The 20,776-nt window shown below is 69.5% G+C and carries 18 protein-coding genes and 1 pseudogene; 12 read left to right on the forward strand and 7 right to left on the reverse strand.

Annotation, left to right across the window (positions count from 1 at the left end; all coding sequences use genetic code 11):
• Position 1 precedes the first annotated feature (1 nt).
• Together OD997_RS10355 and OD997_RS10360 are read left to right on the forward strand one after the other, a co-directional pair.
• Complete coding sequence (locus tag OD997_RS10355; protein WP_434331489.1) at positions 2-472, forward strand: SRPBCC family protein; 471 nt, start codon at positions 2-4, stop codon at positions 470-472.
• On the forward strand, positions 469-912 hold the full coding sequence (locus tag OD997_RS10360; protein ID WP_434331490.1) for a YdeI/OmpD-associated family protein: 444 nt from the start codon (positions 469-471) through the stop codon (positions 910-912). Before OD997_RS10355 ends, OD997_RS10360 begins: the two co-directional genes overlap by 4 nt.
• A gap of 25 nt (positions 913-937) precedes the next feature.
• Here OD997_RS10360 and OD997_RS10365 read toward each other — a convergent pair whose 3' ends face one another.
• From OD997_RS10365 to OD997_RS10380, 4 genes are read right to left on the reverse strand one after another with little or no spacing between them, the layout of a single operon-like run.
• Positions 938-1,714, reverse strand: a complete 777-nt coding sequence (locus OD997_RS10365) for an enoyl-CoA hydratase (RefSeq protein ID WP_434331491.1) — start codon at positions 1,712-1,714, stop codon at positions 938-940.
• A gap of 47 nt (positions 1,715-1,761) precedes the next feature.
• Positions 1,762-2,664: a 3-hydroxyisobutyrate dehydrogenase gene (gene mmsB, locus OD997_RS10370; RefSeq protein ID WP_434331492.1), complete on the reverse strand. Its 903-nt coding sequence runs from the start codon at positions 2,662-2,664 to the stop codon at positions 1,762-1,764.
• Positions 2,661-3,842, reverse strand: coding sequence for an acyl-CoA dehydrogenase family protein (locus OD997_RS10375; protein ID WP_434331493.1), 1,182 nt, complete (start codon positions 3,840-3,842; stop codon positions 2,661-2,663). Before OD997_RS10375 ends, mmsB begins: the two co-directional genes overlap by 4 nt.
• Positions 3,843-3,873: 31 nt before the next feature.
• Positions 3,874-5,376 carry a CoA-acylating methylmalonate-semialdehyde dehydrogenase gene (locus OD997_RS10380; RefSeq protein WP_434331494.1) on the reverse strand — a complete coding sequence of 501 codons (1,503 nt, stop codon included), beginning with the start codon at positions 5,374-5,376 and terminating at the stop codon, positions 3,874-3,876.
• Positions 5,377-5,717: 341 nt separating this feature from the next.
• Here OD997_RS10380 and OD997_RS10385 point away from each other — a divergent pair.
• The 9 genes and pseudogenes from OD997_RS10385 to OD997_RS10425 form a co-directional block, all read left to right on the forward strand.
• Positions 5,718-6,452: pseudogene (locus OD997_RS10385) on the forward strand (ATP-binding cassette domain-containing protein); the annotation flags it as partial.
• 60 nt (positions 6,453-6,512) lie between these two features.
• Positions 6,513-7,598, forward strand: a complete 1,086-nt coding sequence (locus OD997_RS10390) for a sugar ABC transporter substrate-binding protein (protein ID WP_434331495.1) — start codon at positions 6,513-6,515, stop codon at positions 7,596-7,598.
• A gap of 40 nt (positions 7,599-7,638) precedes the next feature.
• Positions 7,639-8,649: an ABC transporter permease gene (locus OD997_RS10395; RefSeq protein WP_434331496.1), complete on the forward strand. Its 1,011-nt coding sequence runs from the start codon at positions 7,639-7,641 to the stop codon at positions 8,647-8,649.
• On the forward strand, positions 8,646-9,647 hold the full coding sequence (locus OD997_RS10400) for an ABC transporter permease (RefSeq protein WP_434331497.1): 1,002 nt from the start codon (positions 8,646-8,648) through the stop codon (positions 9,645-9,647). The genes OD997_RS10395 and OD997_RS10400 overlap by 4 nt, the downstream gene beginning before the upstream one ends.
• Positions 9,644-10,609: an aldo/keto reductase gene (locus OD997_RS10405; RefSeq protein WP_434331498.1), complete on the forward strand. Its 966-nt coding sequence runs from the start codon at positions 9,644-9,646 to the stop codon at positions 10,607-10,609. The genes OD997_RS10400 and OD997_RS10405 overlap by 4 nt, the downstream gene beginning before the upstream one ends.
• Positions 10,602-11,741 (forward strand): ThuA domain-containing protein, encoded by a 1,140-nt coding sequence (locus OD997_RS10410; RefSeq protein ID WP_434331499.1) that lies wholly within the window; start codon positions 10,602-10,604, stop codon positions 11,739-11,741. Before OD997_RS10405 ends, OD997_RS10410 begins: the two co-directional genes overlap by 8 nt.
• Entirely contained in the window at positions 11,734-12,735 is a 1,002-nt protein-coding gene (locus tag OD997_RS10415) for a LacI family DNA-binding transcriptional regulator (protein WP_434331500.1), read from the forward strand. The genes OD997_RS10410 and OD997_RS10415 overlap by 8 nt, the downstream gene beginning before the upstream one ends.
• Positions 12,736-12,779: 44 nt before the next feature.
• A complete protein-coding gene (locus OD997_RS10420) occupies positions 12,780-14,858 on the forward strand; it encodes a beta-galactosidase (protein WP_434331501.1) in 2,079 nt (692 codons plus the stop codon).
• Complete coding sequence (locus OD997_RS10425) at positions 14,858-15,823, forward strand: aldo/keto reductase (RefSeq protein ID WP_434331502.1); 966 nt, start codon at positions 14,858-14,860, stop codon at positions 15,821-15,823. The genes OD997_RS10420 and OD997_RS10425 overlap by 1 nt, the downstream gene beginning before the upstream one ends.
• A 326-nt stretch (positions 15,824-16,149) precedes the next feature.
• Here the strand turns inward: OD997_RS10425 and OD997_RS10430 are convergent, their stop codons facing one another.
• Positions 16,150-17,334, reverse strand: a complete 1,185-nt coding sequence (locus tag OD997_RS10430; protein WP_434331503.1) for a thiolase family protein — start codon at positions 17,332-17,334, stop codon at positions 16,150-16,152.
• 202 nt (positions 17,335-17,536) lie between these two features.
• Between OD997_RS10430 and OD997_RS10435 the strand changes: the two genes are divergently transcribed.
• The gene (locus OD997_RS10435) at positions 17,537-18,124 is read left to right on the forward strand and encodes an antibiotic biosynthesis monooxygenase (protein WP_434331504.1); all 588 of its coding nucleotides are present in this window, start codon (positions 17,537-17,539) and stop codon (positions 18,122-18,124) included.
• A gap of 136 nt (positions 18,125-18,260) precedes the next feature.
• On the opposite strand, the gene OD997_RS10440 is transcribed toward OD997_RS10435, so the two are convergent.
• Complete coding sequence (locus OD997_RS10440; RefSeq protein WP_434331505.1) at positions 18,261-19,220, reverse strand: aldose 1-epimerase family protein; 960 nt, start codon at positions 19,218-19,220, stop codon at positions 18,261-18,263.
• On the reverse strand, positions 19,220-20,743 hold the full coding sequence (gene araA, locus OD997_RS10445) for an L-arabinose isomerase (protein ID WP_434331506.1): 1,524 nt from the start codon (positions 20,741-20,743) through the stop codon (positions 19,220-19,222). The genes OD997_RS10440 and araA overlap by 1 nt, the downstream gene beginning before the upstream one ends.
• Between the last annotated feature and the right edge of the window lie 33 nt (positions 20,744-20,776).

The raw sequence follows: 20,776 nt of genomic DNA on the forward strand, positions 1-20,776 counted from the left end.
CATGGTCGAGTTCGTGCTCGAGCGGGTGATCTCCGCCGCTCCCGAGCGCGTCTTCGCCGTCGCCCTCGACCCGGGGCTGCACCTGCGATCGATGCAGCGATACGGCGAGACGATGGTCGAGGCCCCGGCCGGCGGCACGTTCAGCGAGGGGACGACCGTGACGTGGAGGGCACGGCACTTCGGCATCCCTTTCCGCCTGCGGTCGATCGTGTACGACGTCGACCCGCCGCACGGCTTCCGCGACCGCCAGATCTCAGGGCCCTTCGCCTCGTTCTGGCACGAGCACGTGTTCGAGGTGCATCCGCAGGGCACGCTGATGCGCGACACGATCCGCTTCCGCGCGCCGTTCGGTCCGATCGGACGGCTCGTCGACCGTGTCGTCCTGGGCGCGTACATGCGGCGGCTGATCGAGGAGCGCAACGACCGGCTGGCGTTCGAGGCAGAGGGGCGCGGGCGTACACTGCCCGCATGAGCGAACTGCGCCTGCACGCCACCCTCGAAGGTCGGGGGCCCGCCGCCGCCATCATCCTCACCGACGAGCAGGTCGCCTCGATCGGTGCGGGCAAGGCCTTCCCCGTCGCCGTCACGATCGATGGGCGCACCGCCCGGCTGCGCCTCGCCCGCATGGGCGGACAGAACATGATCGGCTTCAGCAAGGCCGTGCGGGCCGATCTGGGGGTCGAGATCGACCAGGAGGTCGACGCCGTCATCCGGGTGGACGCCGCCGAGCGCGAGGTCGAGGTGCCGCCCGCCCTCTCTGCGGCTCTCGATGCGGACCCCGCGCTGCGCGCCGCCTTCGACGCCCTGTCGTACTCGGTGCGCAAGGAGCACGCCCGCACAGTAGCCGAGGCCAAGCAGGACGCGACCCGCGACCGTCGAGTCGACAGGATCGTCGAGGCGCTGCGCGGCTGAGCCCCGAGGAGCCGCGTCGCGGAGCTCAGCGGTTGCGGAAGTCGGGCGCACGCTTCTCCCGGAAGGCCGACATGCCCTCCTTCTGATCCTCCGTGTCGAACAGCGCGGCGAATGCCTTCTTCTCGTGGGTCAGGCCGTCGGCGAGCGTCGTCTCCATCGCGGCATCGAGGGCGGCCTTCGCGGCGTACACCGACGGCAGCGACTTCGAGGCGATGGTCTCGGCGAGGGTCGACGCCTCGTCGAGCAGATCGGATGCGGGGACGACACGGGACACGAGCCCTGAGCGCTCCGCCTCCTCGGCGCCCATGAAGCGGCCCGACAGCACGAGTTCGGCGGCCTTGTAGTAGCCGACCGCACGGATCAGACGCTGCGTCCCGCCCATGCCGGGGATCACGCCGAGGTTGATCTCGGGCTGCCCGAACTTGGCCGTGTCGGCGGCGAGGATGATGTCGCACATCATCGCGAGCTCGCATCCTCCGCCGAGCGCGAAACCCGACACGGCGGCGATCACGGGCGTGCGCACCGCGGCGAACTCGTGCCACACGCCGAAGTGGTCGGTCTCGAGCATCTCGGAGGCCGACATGCCTTCCATCTCCTTGATGTCGGCGCCGGCGGCGAAGGCCTTCTCCGAGCCGGTGACGACGATCGCACCGACGCCGTCGTCGAGATCGAAGGCCACGGCCGCAGCGGTCACCTCTTCGGCGAGCCGACTGTTCAGAGCGTTCAACGCCTGCGGTCGGTTCAGGGTGATCCACCCGACGCGCCCGCGCTGCTCGACCAGGATCGTCTCGTACTCGGTCATCGTGAAGCCCTCTCCGTCGTGGTCATCTCAGTATGTCGCGGGCGAGGTCACACAGACCCGTCGCGGATGTCGGTGATGATGCCCGAGAAGTCCCTGGTGGCCCCGTCGCCCGCAGCGTACGCGGCGTAGAGCTGCTGCGCGAGGCGCCCCATCTTCGCGTCGGTCGAGGTCTGCTCGATCGCCTGCAGCGCGAGGCCGAGGTCCTTGGACATGAGAGCCCCGGCGAATCCCGGCTGGTACTCGCGGTTCGCAGGGCTCGTCGGCACCGGCCCCGGCACCGGGCAGTTCGTCGTGATCGACCAGCACTGACCGGATGCCTGCGACACGACGTCGAACAGTGCCTGGTGCTCGAGTCCGAGCCGCTCTCCGAGCACGAACGCCTCGGCGACGGCGATCTGCGAGACGGCCAGCACCATGTTGTTGCAGACCTTCGCGGCCTGCCCCAACCCGGGGCCGCCGCAGTGCACGATCCGCTTTCCCATGACCTCGAGAACGGGAAGCGCCGCAGTGAAGTCGTCGTCCGATCCCCCCACCATGAAGGCGAGCGTGCCGTTCTCGGCGCCGACCACGCCACCCGAGACCGGGGCGTCGATGTTGCGGTGCCCCGCGGCGAGGGCGAGGGCATGGGCCGCGCGCGCCTCGTCGACCGCGATCGTCGAGGACTCGATGAACAGGGTGTTCGGGCGCGCGGCAGCGAGCAGTTCGGTGCGGTACGCGTCGATCACGTGCCTGCCTGCAGGGAACATCGTGATGACGACATCGGCGTCGGCGACGGCATCCGCTCCGCTCGCAGCGACCGGGATTCCGGCGCTCTGCGCCGCCGCGATCGCCGCCGGCACGAGATCGAACCCGTGCACCTCGTGCCCCGCCGCGACCAGGTTCTTCGCCATCGGCAGCCCCATGTGGCCTAGGCCGAGGAAGGCGATCCGGGCCTTCGACGTCTCGGTCATGATGCGCTCCGCATGGATGTGGAGCCTGCCGGTCGCAGCATCTCTCGACCGACGATCAGGCGCATGATCTCGTTCGTGCCCTCGAGGATCTGGTGCACCCGGAGGTCGCGCACGACCCGTTCGATGCCGTAGTCCTGCAGATACCCGTAGCCGCCGTGCAGCTGCAGCGCGCGGTTGGCGACGTCGAAGCCGGCATCCGTCGCGAAGCGCTTGGCCATCGCACAGCGCATCGTGGCGTCCGGCGCCTGCTCGTCGACCGCGAGCGCGCCGTCGCGGACCATGAGACGCGCGGCCTGCAGGTCGGTGCGCATGTCGGCGATCGCGAAGAGGATCGACTGCTTCTCGGCCAGCGGCTCGCCGAACGCCACGCGCTCGTGCACGTACTGCACCGCACGGTCGAGCGCCCACTGAGCGCCGCCCAGCGAGCAGGCGGCGATGTTGAGGCGACCGCCGTTGAGCGCCGACATCGCGATCGCGAATCCGCGACCCTCGTCGCCGAGCATTCCGGATGCCGGGATGCGGACGCCGTCGAGGATCACCTGACGTGTGGGTTGGGCATGCCAACCCATCTTCTTCTCGGGAGCGCCGAAGCTGAGTCCCTCAGCGTCTCCGGGGACGAGGAAGGCACTGATGCCGCGGGCACCCGGCTCGCCGGTGCGGGCCATCACCACGTAGACGGCGGCCTCACCCGCGCCCGAGATGAACTGCTTCACCCCGGTGAGCAGGTAGTCGTCGCCGTCTCGCACCGCGCTCGTGGCGACGTTCGCGGCATCGGACCCGACTCCCGGTTCCGTCAGGCAGTAGCCGCCGAACTCGTCCATCGCGGTGAGCTTCGGCAGCCACTCGCCCCGCTGCGCGTCGTCACCGTAGGTGTCGATCATCCAGACCACCATGTTGTGGATCGAGATGTAGGCGGCGACCGCCGGGTCGCCCTTCGCGAGCTCCTCGAAGATCGCGACCGTGTCGGAACGGCTCAGGCCCGTGCCGCCGAAGTCCTCGCGCACGTAGATGCCGCCGAGCCCGAGCTCCCCGGCCTTGCCGAGCGATTCCCGCGGGAAGATGTGCTTCTCGTCGCGCTCGGCGGCGAACGGAGCGAGCTCGGTGTCGGCGAACTCCCGGACGGCGTCGAGGATGGCCTCGCGCTCTTCGGCGGTGGTGGTGACGGTGGTCATGGTCATCGTTGTTCCTCGTGGGGCGTCGGCGGGAAGGTCAGTGCATGGTGGGGATCACGAAGCTGGCGCCCTCGCGGATCCCCGCAGACGGCCAGCGGCTCGTGACGGTCTTGGTCTTCGTGTAGAAGCGGAACGCGTCTGCACCGTGCTGGTTCAGGTCGCCGAAGCCGCTGCGCTTCCAGCCGCCGAACGTGTAATACGCGATCGGCACGGGGATCGGCACGTTCACGCCGACCATGCCGACCTCGACCCTGGCGGCGAAGTCGCGAGCGGCATCGCCGTCGCGCGTGAAGATCGCGACGCCGTTGCCGTACTCGTGCTCGGATGCCATGCGCAGCGCCTCTTCGTAGTCGGCGGCGCGTGCGATCACGAGCACCGGCCCGAAGATCTCCTCCCGGTAGATCGCCATGTCGGTCGTGACGTGATCGAACAGCGTGGGTCCGAGGTAGAAACCCTGCTCATGCCCCGGCACCGAGAAGCCGCGACCGTCGGCGAGCAGGGTCGCTCCCTCGTCGATCCCCTGCTGGATGTAGCCCTCGACGCGCTCGACCGCTGCGCGCGTGACGAGCGGCCCGTAGTCGACGTCAGCCGCGAGCGAAGGTCCGACCCGCAGCTGCGCCACGCGTTCGGTGAGCTTGGCGGCGAGAGCATCCGCCGTCTCCTGCCCCACCGGCACGGCGACCGAGATCGCCATGCAGCGCTCGCCCGCCGAGCCGTAGCCCGAGCCGATCAGCGCGTCGACAGTCTGATCGAGGTCGGCGTCGGGCAACACGATCATGTGGTTCTTGGCACCGCCGAAGCACTGCGCCCGCTTGCCGTGCGCGGCGGCGGTCGAGTAGATGTACTCGGCGATCGGGGTCGAGCCGACGAATCCGACGGCGCGGATGCGATCGTCGGTCAGCAGGGCATCCACCGCCTCCTTGTCTCCGTGCACGACGTTGAGCACGCCGGCAGGGAGCCCTGCCTCGAGGAACAGCTCGGCGATGCGCACCGGCACCGAGGGGTCGCGCTCGCTGGGTTTGAGCACGACAGCGTTGCCCGCGGCGAGGGCGGGGCCCGCCTTCCACAGCGGGATCATGGCGGGGAAGTTGAACGGGGTGATCGCCGCGACCACTCCCAGCGGCTGCCTCATCGAGTAGACGTCGATGCCCGCGCCAGCGCCCGTGGAGTACTCGCCCTTGAGCAGGTGCGGAGCGCCGGCTGCGAACTCGATCACCTCGAGGCCGCGCTGGATGTCGCCCTTCGCATCGTCGACCGTCTTGCCGTGCTCGCTCGCGAGGAGCTCGGCGAGGGAGGTCATCTCGCGGTGCACGAGATCGAGGAACCGCAGCAGCACCCGTGCGCGCTTCTGCGGGTTGGTCGCGGCCCACTCGATCTGGGCCGCCTCTGCGTTCGCGATGACCGCGGAGACCTCATCGGCGGAGGCCAGCGGCACCCGGGCCTGCACGGATCCGGTGCTCGGATCGAACACGTCGGCGAAGCGTCCGCCCTCAGGTGTGAGATGCGATCCGCCTACGAAATGGGGAATGGTACGAGTCATTGTGCGATATCCCTCCGTGCCGTCGTTGGCACTATGACGATGGTACTTCGGCATCCGTGGATTTACTAGGGCGTCCTTGTATATCAGGAGTGACGTCCGGAGAGCGCACGCACCGGAGGCGCCGCGAGCGACGCTCCGGCGATTCCCCCATGCCCCGACGAGAAAAATCCTTGCCGACCCATGAGATCGAGATGTAGAGTCTGAAACGTTTTAAACACCTGAAACGTTTAAAGTAACGCTTCGGCCCTTCGACGATGAGGTTGATCATGGCACTCGCTGCTGACCAGGACTTGGCTCTCCACGCTCGCAACATCTCTCGCCGTTACGGCGCGGTCACTGCTCTCGCCGACGCCTCGCTCACCCTGCGCCGCGGCGAGGTCATGGGCCTGGTCGGCGACAACGGGGCCGGCAAGTCGACGCTGCTGAAGGTGCTCTCCGGCGCCGTGATCCCCGACGGCGGCACGATCGAGGTCGAGGGCGCGCCCGTCGACTTCCGCCGCCCGACCGACGCCCTCGCCGCAGGGATCGAGACCGTCTACCAGGACCTCGCCCTCGTCGACACGATGTCGGCCGTGCAGAACGTCTACCTCGGCCGTGAAGAGCTGTCGACCAACCCGATCCTCAAGGCGCTCAACATCGTGAACGACCGCGGCATGCGCGCTCGGTCCCGTGAGGTGCTCGCCGAACTCGGCGTCGGCATCCAGTCGGTCAACGTCTCGGTCAAGGGCATGTCGGGCGGACAGCGCCAGTGCCTCGCGATCGCCCGCGCCCTGCTCTGGGGCCGCAGCATCGTCATCCTCGACGAGCCCACCGCCGCTCTCGGCGTGCGCGAATCCCAGCAGGTGCTCGATCTGATCGGCCGCCTGCGCGAACACGGCGTCAGCGTGATCCTGGTCAGCCACAACATGCAGCAGCTGCACACGGTCGCCGACCGCGTGACCGTGATGCGCCTCGGACGTTCGGTCGCCGTGCGCGACATCGCCGACGTCTCCGCGCAGGACATCGTGGGCCTCATCACCGGCGCGATCCCCGCCGATGTGCCCACCCCGGAGGACACCGAGACACTCGTCAGCTGACGACGCCCAGACTTCACCACCCGCACCACCCGAACACATCCATTCAAGAGGAGCACTGCAATGACGCATCACTCATCCCGCACCGCCCTGCGCCTTCTCGGCGCCGGCGTGGCACTCGTCGCCGGCATCGCGATGGTCGGCTGCGCCGACCAGGCATCCGGCGGCTCCGGCTCAGGCGGAGACGACGACACCTTCACCCTCGGATTCGCCGTCGGCGGCCAGGCCGACGCCGACTGGCAGGACTACCAGGGCGATGTCGCCCAGGCGCTCGCCGAGCAGCGCGGCTGGAAGTACGTCGAGCTGAGCAACGACGGCGACGAGGCCACGGCCGTGAAGAACGCCGACCTCTTCGTGCAGCAGGGCGTCGACGCCGTGATGATGTTCAACGGACGCCCGGAAGCGAACCCGGTCATCGCGAAGAAGTACAAGGATGCCGACATCCCGGTGATCACGTTCGACATCGCCCAGGAGGGCTGGTACTTCGTCGGAATCGACAACGCCGCAGCAGGCACCGAGGGCGGCACCGCACTCGGCGAGCTCGCCAAGAGCGAGTGGGACTGCGACGTCGACCTGGTCATCTCGGCGCAGGGCACCGCCGCCGGTCAGATCGACACCTGGCGCACCGGCAACGCCGCGACCGCCATCGGCGAGGTCTGCCCCGACATCCCCGAAGACGCGTACGTCGCGTACGAGGCCGACGGCAACCTCACCACCTCGCTGCAGAACGCGCCCGGCGTCTTCGCCGCGCACCCGGATGCCGAGAACATCCTCGTCGTCGGACTCAACGACCAGGCGGTCGTCGGCGCCCTGCAGGCGGCGACGCAGCTCGGCCGCGACGCGAACATCATGGGCTGGGGACAGGACGGCGGCCTGATCACGGGCGACAACGTCGACCCGAACCTCGCCGGCAGCGTCATGTACTTCCTCGAGGGATACGCGGCCTACGCGTTCGAGATCCTCGACGCGATCGCCGCCGGCGACGCCCCCGCCGTCAAGGACACCGGTGACGACGCGGCCGTGAGCGTGCAGCCGTGCGCCGTGACGCAGGAGGAGGCCGCAGCGATCCCCGGCATCGAGGAGCGCGTCGCCGAGATCTCCCAGGCCGACGAGGGCACGACCCTCTACGACCTCTACTGCAAGAACTAACCGTTCCTCCCGGATCGGTCTCGAGAAGAACGAGACTCTCATGACGACTCCCACCCTCACGGCCGATCCGGCCGCCCCGCGTCCGAGCGCACGCACCGCGCGCTCGGACGCGGGGACCCGCACCACGCTGCGCGATGCGCTGAGCATCGCCGCCGTCTGGTTCCTGCTCGCCGCAGCGACCACCATCGTCCGCCCGGACTTCCTGTCGAGCCAGTCCCTGCTCGCCATCACCTTCACGATGGCGATCTCGGGCGTCCTCTCGGTCGCTCAGGGCATCGTCGTGATCGGCGGCGGCCTGCTCGACCTCAGCCTCCCCGTCTCGCTCGTGGTCAGCGCCTGGGCGACGGTCACGCTGCTCGGCGCGGGCATCCCGGACCTCATCGCGGTGCTCTGCGGCATCGCGGCCGGAGGCGCCTGGGGCCTGCTGAACGGCCTCATCATCGTCTTCGGCAAGCTCAACCCGATCATCGTGACCCTCGCGACCGGCTTCGGCGGCCTCGCGATCATGATGATCGGCTTCAAGTCGGCGCAGATCCCGTCCGGCTCGGCCCTCCGCGCGTTCGGCCTCGGCCAGTTCCTCGGTCTCCCGAACATCTTCTGGCCGATGCTCGGAATCGTCGTCCTCGCCGGGCTCGCGATCGCCTGGACCCGCTGGGGTCGTCGCCTCACCGCGGTCGGAGGCAACCCGCAGGCCGCCCGCGCTCGCGGTGTCTCGCTGCGTCGGGTGCGGCTGGCCACCTTCTCGGGGGCGGGTGCGGTCGCCGGCATCGCCGGAGTGCTGTTCGCGTCGGTCACGCCGAGCTTCACCCCCAACGCCGGGGCCAGCTACCAGCTCATCGTCATCGCCGCCGTGATCCTCGCGGGCATCAGCCTCTCGGGCGGCAAGGGCAACTTCCTGGTGCTGCTGCTGAGCGTCGGATTCCTCTCGACGATCCCGGTGTCGATCGCCTTCTTCGGACTCCCTCCGGCATTCGCGCTGATCTTCCAGGGCGCCCTCCTCATCATCGCCGTCGGCATCGACGGCTTCCGCATCAAGAGAGGTGCACGATGACCACGGCACTCGCCCCGGCATCCGACGTCGAGTCGCCCCGGGCCCTCCCCCAGCTGCTCTCGTACCTCAAGGGGCCTGTCGGCAGCATCGCCCTGATGCTCGCCGCCGTCGTCGTGATCGGCGCGATCTCGGTCGGCCCCGCCTTCTTCTCGGCGTCGAACGTGCGCATCGTCGGCGTCGCCGTCGCGATCCCGCTCATCGTGGGTGTGCTCGCCTCGTTCGCGCTGCTCGCCGGCGTGGTCGATCTGTCGATCGGCTCGATGGTCGGCTTCGGCGCTGTCGCCTTCAACCAGCTCGTCGCCTCGGGCGTCGACCCGTGGATGGCGGCATGCATCACGATCCTGCTCGGCGTCGTCGTCGGCTCGATCAACGCGTTCGTGATCGTCGGGCTCGGCGCCGAGCCGCTCGCGGTCACCCTGGGAATGCTCACCCTGCTGCGCGGCGTGTGCCAGGCGATCGTCGTCCAGGCTCCGCCGACCACCCTGATCGAGCCGCTCTACGACGTCACCCAGGGCGCCACCTTCGGCATCCCTACCCTGCTGCTCATCGGCGTGGGCCTGACCCTCGTCGCGGCAGGTGTCGTCTCGAAGACCCGCATCGGTCGCAAGATCCAGGCCGTCGGCGGCGACCCGCGGGCTGCCCAGCGCGCAGGCATCTCGGTCGTGAAGGTGCGCACGGTCGCCCTCATCGTGAGCGCGGTCGGCGCGGCGATCGGCGGCATCTTCTATGTGGGGCAGCTCGGCTCGGCATCCAACATCCTCGGCACCGGGCTGGAGTTCCAGATCTACGCGGCCCTGATGATCGGCGGATACTCGATCACGCGAGGCGGCGTCGGCAACCCGATCGGCGCGCTTCTGGGTCTGCTGGTCGTGGCGGGCATCACGAACATCCTGAACGTCAGCTTCATCGACCCCGACTACCTCGACCTCATCGTCGCCGTGATCCTGCTGGCCGCCGTGCTGGTCGACCGCTTCCGCGGAGGGGACGCCTTCGAATGAGTGCGCATCCGTCGACCGCTCTCGCCACGAGGACGCTCGGACGCACCGGTCTATCGGTCTCGCCGATCTGCATCGGCACCGCAGCCTGGGGTGTCTCCTCGCCCGTGCACGGTCTGACCGTGCCGGAGGAGGATGCCGTGCAGCTCACCCTCACCGCCTTCGAGAGCCCGGTCACGTTCATCGACACCTCGAACAACTACGGCGACGGCGAGAGCGAGCGACGGATCGGCCTGGCGGTTCGTCGAGCAGGCGGCGTCCCGGAGGGTTTCGTGATCCAGACGAAGCTCGACCGAGACCCCGAGACCGACTCGTTCGACCCCGACCGCATGCGGCGCTCGCTCGACGAGAGCCTCGAGCGTCTCGGCATCGACCGGGTGCCGATCCTGCACCTGCACGACCCCGAGCACATCGGCTTCGAGGCCGCGATGGCACCGGGCGGCCCCGTCGAGGTGCTGCGGTCGCTGCGCGACGAGGGCTACGCCGACTTCATCGGGATCTCGGGAGGACCGGCGCGGATGCTGACGCGGTTCGTCGAGACCGGGGTCTTCGACGTGCTGATCACGCACAACCGCGCGACTCTCGTCGACCGCACCGCCGAGGCACTGCTCGACGCGGCGGCAGCGGCCGACATCGGCGTGGTGAACGCCGCCGTGTACGGCGGAGGCATCCTGGCGAACTGGCCGCGCATCTCGGACCGCTACCACTACGCCGCGGCATCGCCCGAGATGCTGGCGGCGATCGACGCGATGGGCGCGGCCTGCGAGCGCCACGGCATTCCGCTGATCACAGCCGCGCTGCAGAGCTCCCTGCGCGATCCGCGGATCCATTCGACCGTGTGCGGGTTGGTCACCCCGGCGCAGCTCGACCAGACTGTCGGCATGGCCGAGACCGTCATCCCCGACGCGCTCTGGGAAGAGCTCGAGGCCCTGCGACCGTCGAAGGAGACCTGGATCGATGACTGACCGCCCGGCCCTGATCGTCACCGGAGTCGGCGCGCACGCCGATCCCTGGCACGGCCTCGCCGCGACCAGCGCCGCCCTCGACGGGGTGCTCACCGAGCGGATGCCGGTGCGCCACCTCGACACGGACGGGATCGAGCGCGGTGAGATGCTGACGGATGCCGCGCTGATCGTCGTGAACATCAGCGGTGATCTCGCGACGGATGCGGCCGCGGCGAGCGCGGTGCTCGATCCGCTGATCGATGCGGTCGCCGCCGGCATCCCGCTGCTCGCTGTGCACTCCTCGTCTCTCGCCTTCCGTGACGACCCCCGCTGGGCGGAGCTGCTCGGCGGTCGGTGGGTGCCGGGGGTGACCATGCATCCGCAGATCGGATGGAGCCTGGTGCAGCCGACCGCACCGCTCGCGCCATTCCGGGTGTACGACGAGCGGTACTCGCACCTCGAGGTCGATGACGACTCCGCGCTGCGCGCGATCCACACCGACGACGGCATCACCCACGCACTGGCCTGGTCGCGCCCCGGAGCCGACGGTCGCGGCGGCGTGGCGTACTCGGCACTCGGCCACGGGGTCGAGGCCTATCGCTCGACGGGGACGCGCGCGCTCATCCATGCGTTGGTCGACGAGCTGCTCGGAACCGCACACACTGCGATCGAGACGCCTGGCGACGTCGCCGCCTCGCGCGATCTCGAGGCCACTGCGCTCGACTACGAACTCATCGCGCTCGCGCCGCCTGGGTCAGACATCGCCGCCACGGGGTTCACCGATCGCTTCGACGACGGCGAGCTGCTGGCATCCGGTTACCTTCTTCTCGAGCACCTGCCGACGGGCGGCGCGGCCCTGCACAGTCACGGCCGCGAGGTCGGTCGCGTCACCGCCCTGGACGGCGGGCTGCGCGTCGACCTGCCCGGCGCCGAGGTCGACGGACGGATGCTGCGCGCAGCCGAGGCCGGGATCGTGCTGGTCGCCGACACAGGCGAATGGCAGAGCGACCGCGCGGGATCGGCGATCCTGCGCGGAGCGGAGTGGCGCGCCGTCGTGGTGCACGGCCCGGCGCCCGTAAAGCTCGACAACCGCGTCCGGCTGCTCGACGACCTGCGAGCCGCGTCCGAGATGCAGAGGGAGCAGCATGCCTGACATCGGCCTCCGAGACGTCGCCGAGCGCGCTGGCGTCTCGATCGGCACCGTCTCGAACGCACTCAACCGACCCGAGCTCGTGTCGGAGTCGGCGGCTGCCCGCGTCGCCGAAGCCGTGGACGAGCTGGGCTACGTGCCCAACATCGCCGCCCGCCAGCTCAAGGCGGGCCGCAGCGACGCGATCGGCTTCTCGGTGATCAACATCACCAACCCGTTCTTCGCCGACCTCGCGTTCGGAGCCGAGGAGCAGGCGCTGACCGCGGGCTACTCGGTCATCGTCGGCAACGGCTTCGACTCCGCCGAGCGCGAGTCGCGCTATCTCGAGCTGTTCGAGCGGCAGCGGGTCGACGGCGTCCTCATCGCCCCTGTCGAGTACCACGAGGAGTATCTCGAGCGCTTCCGACGCCGTGGCGTGCCCGTCGTGCTCGTCGACCAGCGGCATCCGCGAGGGGAGTTCTCGTCGGTCTCGGTCGACAACCGCCTCGGTGGTCGCATCGCCGCGCAGGCCCTGCTCGACGGCGGATGCCGGCACCTGGCCTTCGTCGGCGGACCCCGCTCGCGAGAGCAGATGAACGAACGTCTCGCCGGGTTGCACGAGGTGGCGGATGCCGCGGGCGTGCGCACCACGCTCATCGAGACGACGACGCTGAACACCGGCCTCGGCCGTGAGATCGGCGAGCAGATCGCCGATCTGCCGGAGGCCGAGCGCCCCGACGGCATCTTCGCCGGTAACGACCACCTCGCCCTCGGGCTGCTGCAGGGCCTGGTCGGACGGGGCCTGCGAGTGCCGGAGGACATCTCGCTGGTCGGGTACGACGACATCGAGTTCGCCGGTGCCGCGGTGGTGCCTCTGACCTCGGTGCGCCAGCCCGCCAGGGAGATGGGCGCGCGGGCCGTCGAACTGCTCATGCACCACCTGGCGGGCTCCGACGATCCGATCGAGGCCCGCTTCCTCCCCGAACTCGTCGTACGGGCCTCGACCCGTTCCTTCTGACTTCCCACCCACCCGGTCATCACGACCACCGACCCAGGAGATCCATGCATTACGGCGCCGACTACAACCCCGAGCAGTGGCCACGAGAGGTGTGGCCCGAAGATGTGCGGCTCATGCGCGAAGCGGGTGTGACGCTCGTGAGCCTCGGGATCTTCTCGTGGTCGCGGATCCAGCCCGCCGAGGGCGAGTTCGACTGGGAGTGGCTCGACGAGATCATCGGGCTGCTGCACGAGGGCGGTATCCAGGTCGACCTCGCCACCGCGACCGCATCCCCTCCCCCGTGGGCCTCCGCCGCGTATCCCGAGATGCTGCCGCAGGACGCCGACGGCTCGACGTTCTGGCCGGGCAGCCGACAGGCGTACGCGCCCGCCTCGCCCGTCTACCGCCGCCTGGCCTCGGAGCTCGTCACGGCCCTCGCGGAGCGCTATGCGCAGCATCCGGCGGTCGTGCTCTGGCACGTCAACAACGAGTACGGATGCCACCTGCACTACGACTACTCCGATGCGGCGCGCGACGCGTTCCGCGTGTGGCTCGAGCGCAAGTACGCGACCATCGACGCCCTCAACCACGCGTGGGGCACCGACTTCTGGTCGCAGCGCTACACCGCGTTCGACCAGATCGTGCCGCCGCGCAAGGCTCCGTACAGCATCAACCCCACCAGCGTGCTCGACTTCAAGCGGTTCACCTCCGACACGCTGCTCGAGCTGTACGTGATGGAGCGCGACATCATCCGCGCCTCCGGAGCGACGCAGCCGATCACGACGAACTTCATGGGCGCGTTCCCGCCGGCCGATTACTGGAAGTGGGCGGATGAGGTCGACGTGATCTGCGACGACAACTACCCCGATCCCAACGACCCGGAGTCGTTCCGCGGAGCCGCGTTCGCGCGCGAGCTCATGCGCGGGCTGAAGCCCGGCGTGCCGTGGATCCTCACCGAGCAGTCGACCAACGCGCTGAACTGGCGGCCGACCAATGCGCCGAAGGCGCCGGGTCAGATGGCCGCGATCAGCGCCCAGGCGGTCGGGCGCGGGGCCGACGGCATCATGTTCTTCCAGTGGCGGCAGTCGCGCCGCGGCAGCGAGAAGTTCCACTCGGCGATGGTGCCGCAGGCAGGGCTCGACACCCGCACGTGGCGGGAGGTCGTCGAGCTCGGCGGGCAGCTCGCGCAGCTCCCCGACCTGCCGGACGTGACCTCTGGCGCGAAGATCGCGCTCGTGTTCGACTGGGAGAACTGGTGGGCCATCGACGGTCGCGACCACCCCATCGTGCTCGACTACCTCACACTCTCGCACCGCTGGCACGCGGCGCTGCACCGCCAGAACCTCGCGGTCGACATCGTGAACACGACCAGCGACCTGAGCGGGTACTCGCTCGTCGTGGCACCGCAGCAGTATCTGCTGAGCGACGACGGAGCCGCGAACCTGTCTTCCTACGTCGAGCAGGGCGGCAACCTCTTCGTCTCGGCGTTCAGCGACGTCGTCGACCAGGACGACGCCTTCCGCGACGGCGGTTTCATCGTCTCGCTGCGCGACGCGCTCGGTGTGGCGCTCGAGGACTTCGGGGCGCTCGTTCCTCCCGAGTCCGTGCGCTCGGCCGACTCGGCCGGCGAGATCGCGAGCCACGCGGTGCCCGACGGCCCCGGTCAGTCGGAGGCTCCGCTCGACGGGCCCGCTGGCCGGATCGTCGGACAGTACTTCGCCGAGGAGCTGCTCGTGCAGGATGCCGAGGTGCTCGGTCGCTTCACCGAGGGGCGCACCGAGGGCCGAGCCGCGTTCACGCGCAAGGACTTCGGCGCAGGTCACGGCTACTACCTCGCCACGATCCCCGACGACGCGGGCATGACCGCGGTGCTCGGCTGGCTCGCGGCCGAGGCTGGAGTGACCGCCGAGGTCGACGGGCTTCCCGAGCACGTCGAGGTCGCCCGCCGCGGCGGCATCCTCACCGTGATCAACCACAGTGCCGAGCCGTTCACCGTCGAGGTGGCCGGCACCGACGTGCTGACGGGATCGACGGATGCTCGCCGCGAACTCGGCGCCTACGGATGGGCGTTCGTCGACACGAGCGCTTCGCAGGATTCGCAGGAATCCCAGGACACGCAGGATTCGCAGAAGGAGAACAGCTGATGCAGTACACACGTCTCGGACGAGCCGGCGCTCGAGTGAGCCGCCTGGCCCTCGGCACCATGAACTTCGGTCCCGTGATCGACGAGGACGCCTCGCGCGCCATCCTGGATCGCGCGATCGACGCCGGCATCGACTTCATCGACACCGCCGACGTCTACGGCGGCGGCCGGTGGGGCGACCACCCCGGGCAGTCGGAGGAGATCCTCGGACGCTGGATGAAGGACCGCGGCAACCGCGACGACCTGATCGTCGCGACCAAGGTGTTCGGTGTGATGGGCCCTCGATCGAACGATCGAGGGCTGTCGGCGGTGCACATCCGCGCCTCGGTCGATGCCTCGCTCCGTCGCCTCGGCACCGACCACATCGACCTGTACCAGATGCATCACATCGATCGCGATGTGCCGATCGATGAGACGCTCAGCGCCTTCGAGACACTGCGCGAGCAGGGCAAGATCACCTATCTCGGCAGCTCGAACTTCGCCGGCTGGCACCTCGCGCGCGTGCACGAGATCGCCGCAGCATCCGGCTATCCGGCACCGGTCACCGAGCAGTCGCTGTACAACCTCACCGAGCGCACGGTCGAACTCGAGGTCGTGCCCGCCGCGGAGCAGTACGGCATGGGCCTGCTGCCCTGGTCGCCGCTCGCCAGCGGGCAGCTCGGCGGAGTGCTGCAGAAGACCGACCGCTCGCGGTCGAGCCTCGACGCGCTCGGCGCGCGGCGCCCCGCGATCGAACGTTACGAGGAGTTCTGCGCTGAGCTCGGCATCCGCCCCGGTGTCGTCGCGATCGCCTGGCTGCTGCATCAGCCGAGCGTGACCGCGCCGGTGATCGGTCCGCGCACGATCGACCAGCTCGACTCGGCGGTCGAGGCGCTCGACGTGACGCTCGACGCCGACACGCTCGCCGAGCTCGACCGCATCTGGCCGGGGCCCGGCGGCACCGCCCCCGAGGCGTACGCCTGGTAGGACGCGCGATCCGGGCGGGAGTTCGCCACTCGTTCACCGCCCGGACATGTCGACCGAGTACAACTGCAGATGCGCGGACACAGACTCAGACCGGATCGGGTAGTCACGTCATCCGCGCACCACGGTGAGCATCTGCTCCCGTTGCGGTGACACACCGCGAAAGACCCCCGCCGAATCGGGTCGGCGGGGGTCTTCTCTGTCTTGCGGGGCCGTGCCCTCGGTCGGCCGAACGCGCCAGCTTCGGCCCTGTTCCGCGCAGACGGCCGACGCAGGCGCAGGTGGCCGACGCAGCGGCGGATGCCTGATGCCGGGCGCCGGATGCCGGGTTACAGCCGCTCGATGATCGTGGCGTTCGCCATGCCGCCGCCCTCGCACATGGTCTGCAGACCGAAGCGCCCTCCGACGGCCTCGAGCTGGTCGACGAGGGTGCCGAGCAGGCGGGTGCCCGACGAGCCGAGGGCGTGCCCGAGGGCGATCGCCCCTCCGCGCGGGTTGAGCTTCGCGGCATCCGCCCCGACCTCGGCCGCCCATGCGAGCGGCACCGACGCGAAGGCCTCGTTGACCTCGTAGGCATCGAGGTCGTCGATCGTGAGTCCGGTGCGTTCGAGGATGCGCCGCGTCGCGGGGATCGGCCCGGTGAGCATCATCAGCGGGTCGTCTCCGACCACCGTGAACGCGTGGAACCTCGCACGCGGCGTGAGCCCCAGCGCGTCGGCGCGCTCGGCGCTCATCAGGAGCGCGGCGGATGCGCCGTCTGTGAGCGGCGAGGAGTTTCCGGGTGTGATCCGCCAGTCGACCTCGGGGAAGCGCGCGGCGAGCGCATCCGTCCGGAACGCGGGCTGGAGTCCCGCCAGTCCCTCGGCGGTCGTGCCCGCGCGGACGGTCTCGTCGGCGACGGCATCCGGGGCCTCCGCGACCGGGATGATCGTGCGGTCGAAGAAGCCGCCAGCCCAGGCCGCAGCCGCGCGTCGGTGCGATTCTGCCGCGTAGGCATCGAGGGCTGCGCGGTCGAGGTTCCAGTGCTGGGCGATGAGCTCGGCCGAGACGCCCTGATTGACGAGACCCTCGGGGTATCGCTCCCGCAGCCGCGGCGACATCGGGCTTCCGCCGGCTGCTGACGACCCGAGCGGCACACGGCTCATCGACTCGACACCGCCGACGATGACCGCGTCGTACGCCCCGGCGATGATCCCCTGCGCGGCGAAGTGCACGGCCTGCTGGCTGGACCCGCACTGACGGTCGATCGTCGTGGCGGGGATCGTCTCGTCGAAGCCGGCGGCGAGCACGGCCTGTCGGGCGATGTTCGACGACTGGTCTCCCACCTGACTCACGCAGCCGAGCAGCACATCGTCGATCTGCCGCGATTCGAGACCGCTGCGCTCGAGGATCGCGGCGAGCGCTCCGGCCGCGAGATCGACCGGATGCACGCCCGACAGCGCACCACCGGGTTTGCCCCGCCCGACGGGGGTGCGGACGACATCGATCAGGACGGCTTCGCTGCGCGTGCTCATACGTCCCATTCTCTCCCCCTCGCGGAGCCCCCGTCGCGGGGCGCCGGCATCGTCACCGCGGATGCCGTCTTCGCGTGCCGCGAAAAACAGGGCGGGGAGACCGGCATCCGAAATACAATCGATCCAGCGCCCGCACCCTGGCGCATCCCCCCACCGTCGAGGCGTCCGTGACCCGGGCGACCGCACTCTCCGAGGACCCACCATGTCCAGCGAACCCATCACCGTCTCCATCCGCCGCGAGGTCGACCCCGAGCATGTGGCCGCCGCCACCGCCTGGGTGCAGACCGGCGTGAATCTCGCCCACCGGTATCCGGGCTTCCTCGGCTCGGGCTGGGTGCGCGACGGCGAGGACTCGCACGTCTGGCACATGCTCTACCGGTTCTCCGACGAGAAGTCGCTGGTCGCCTGGGAGCAGTCCGGTGAGCGCGAGTGGTGGAAGTCGACCGGCGAGCAGTTCGTGCGCAGCGAGCGCGTGCGGCGCCGCAGCGGCATCGAGGGCTGGTTCGACGAGCCGACAACCGACACCATCACGCTCCCCCGGGCCGACGGCTCGACGACCACGGTCGCGATGGTCAGCACTCCCCCGCGGTGGAAGCAGGCCGTGTCGATCTGGCTCGGATTCTTCCCGCTGAACGTCGCCCTGACCTATGCCCTGAGCCCGGTGCCCGGCTGGAACGAACTGCCGATCTGGCTGCGGGTACTGGCGACCACGGTTGTGCTCACGCCGATCATGACCTACTGGGTGCTGCCGTTCGTCACGCGGTCGCTGCGCACCTGGCTCAATCGCTGACGGCCGCGTCGCCTAGGCTGCTGCCGCCGCATCCGCCGTGGGTGGTCAGAAACGCACCGAAAACAGCCGATTCGGATGCTCTTCTGACCACGCAGCCCACGACAGGGCACGGCACCGCACGACAGCCGACGCAGGCTCAGACCGCGGAGATCCGCCAGGATGCCGCGTGCGCAGCGCCCGGTTCGAGCACGACGAGATCCGTCCCCGAGTTGAAGGCGTCGGGCGGGCAGGTCATGGGCTCGACCGCGAGGCCGATGCGGTGGATCGAGCCGATCTCGGGGTTGTCGGCCGTGTGCACCTGCACCCACGGGCAGCGCTCGTCGAACGTCATCGCGACGCCGGTTCCGGCATCCGTCACCAGGCGCACCTCGGCGATGCCGCCCTCGCGGGCCAGCCCCGTGAAGGCGTGGTCGATGAAGACGTCAGCGATCGGGCGCGCAGCGCGGAAGTCCCACTGCGGATGCTCGGTCACACTCTCGAGAGCGACGGGGCTCAGCCGGTCGTCGGTGACGGTCAGCACCTCAGATGCCGGCAGGGTCAGCGTCCAGTCGTCGACCCGACCGCCGGGGCCGGCGACGAGATACGGATGCGGTCCGGTGCCCCAGGGCGCGGCATCCGCCCCGAGGTTGTGCGCCGTGACCGTCTGATGCAGTCCGTCAGAGTCGATGCGGTACTCGGTCTCGACCTCGACGCGGAACGGATACCCCGTCTGCGGCTCGATCACGGCCGCAAGCACGACGCGATCGTCGAGCACGAGACGGTCCTCGAACTCGGCCCACGCGAGCAGGCCGTGCAGCGCCTGGCCACGGGCGGGTTCGGTGAGCGCCAGCTGATGCTCCGCGCCTCCGAATGCGTATCGACCGTCGACGATGCGGTTGGGCCACGGCGCGAGAGTCGTGCCCCGGTATCCGGGCCTGACCTCATCGGCGTCGAACGGCACGACCAGGTCGCGCCCCTCGAACGTGAGCACGCGCAGCGAGGCGCCGACGCTCGCGATCACGGCCTCATAGCCGTGACCGGCGATGCGCAGCTGGCGACCGGAGCGCGGACGCGCCGCGGTCGCGAGATCGACTGTGGCCGAAGAGACGTCAGTCATCACAGCCCCTGCGCGAGTCGGTAGTAGGCCTGGTTCCAGCGGACCTGCTTCTGGAATTCGGGCAGGGTGGTCGCGTCGTCGATCACGAGCAGTTCGACCTCGGCCATCTCGGCGAAGTCGCGGAAGGCATCGAGCCCGACGGCCGTCGACATGACGGTGTGGTGCGCGGCGCCGGCGGTCAGCCACGCGGCGGCGGAGGTGGTGAAGTCGGGCTGCGGCTTCCAGACGGCGCGACCGACGGGGAGCTTCGGCAGCGACTGGCGCGGCGGCACGTTCTCGACGACGTTCGCGGTGAGGCGGAACCGGTCGCGCATGTCGCTGAGAGCGACGACGATCGCGGGGCCGGGGTCGGCGGTGAAGACCAGGCGCACCGGGTCGTCCTTGCCGCCGATGCCCAGCGGGTGGATCTCGAGCGTCGGCTTCGCGGTGGTCAGCGAGGGCGAGACCTCGAGCATGTGCGCCCCGAGGATCAGCTCGTCGCCGGGAGTCATGTCGTAGGTGTAGTCCTCCATGAGGCTCGCACCACCGGGCAGCCCCGCACCCATCACGTTGGCCACGCGCACGAGGATCGCCGTCTTCCAGTCACCTTCGGCACCGAAGCCGTAACCCTCGGCCATCAGGCGCTGCACCGCGAGACCCGGCAGCTGCGTCAGCGCACCGAGGTCTTCGAACGAGGTGGTGAACGCTCCGAAGCCGCCCTCTTCGAGGAACGTCCGCAGACCGATCTCGATCGCGGCGCCGTCGCGCAACGACTGGTGACGCTCGCCCCCGCGACGGAGCTCGGGCACGACCTCGTACAGCTCCTCGTACTCGGCCACGAGGGCGTCGATCTCGGACTCGGATGCCGCGGCGACCGCATCCGCCAGATCGTTCACGCCCCACGTGTTGACCTGCACACCGAAGCGCAGCTCAGCCTCGGTCTTGTCGCCCTCGGTGACGGCGACGAAGCGCATGTTGTCGCCGAAGCGGGCGAGCTTGAGCGAACGGGAGGCCGCGAGGCCCGCGGCCGCACGCTGCCACGTCGCGATCTCCTGACGCACCCGCGGGTCGCTCGCGTGACCGACGACGGTCTTGCGCGGCACCCCGAGACGCGTCTGGATGTAACCGAACTCGCGGTCGCCGTGCGCGGCCTGGTTCAGGTTCATGAAGTCGAAGTCGATGTCGGCCCAGGGCAGCTCGACGTTCGCCTGCGTGTGCAGGTGCGCGAGCGGCTTCTGCAGCGCGTCAAGACCGGCGATCCACATCTTCGCGGGGCTGAACGTGTGCATCCACGCGATCAGACCGATGACCCTGTCGTCGGCGTTGGCCTCGAGGGCTGTGCGCTTGATGGCAGCGGCATCCGTCAGCACCGGCTTCCAGACGATGGTGACCGGCACCTCGCCCGCCTCGTCGAGGATGCGGGCGATCTGCTGCGACTGCTCCGCGACCTGCGCGAGCGTCTCGGGGCCGTAGAGGTGCTGGCTGCCGGTGAGGAACCAGACCTCGTAGCCGTCGAGCGAGGTGGAGAGCGGAGTGCGGGTCATGAGAGGTCCTTCGGTGTTCCGGTCGGCGTGAAG

The sequence above is a fragment of the Microbacterium sp. CGR1 genome, assembly GCF_051062835.1.
Lineage (GTDB): Bacteria > Actinomycetota > Actinomycetes > Actinomycetales > Microbacteriaceae > Microbacterium.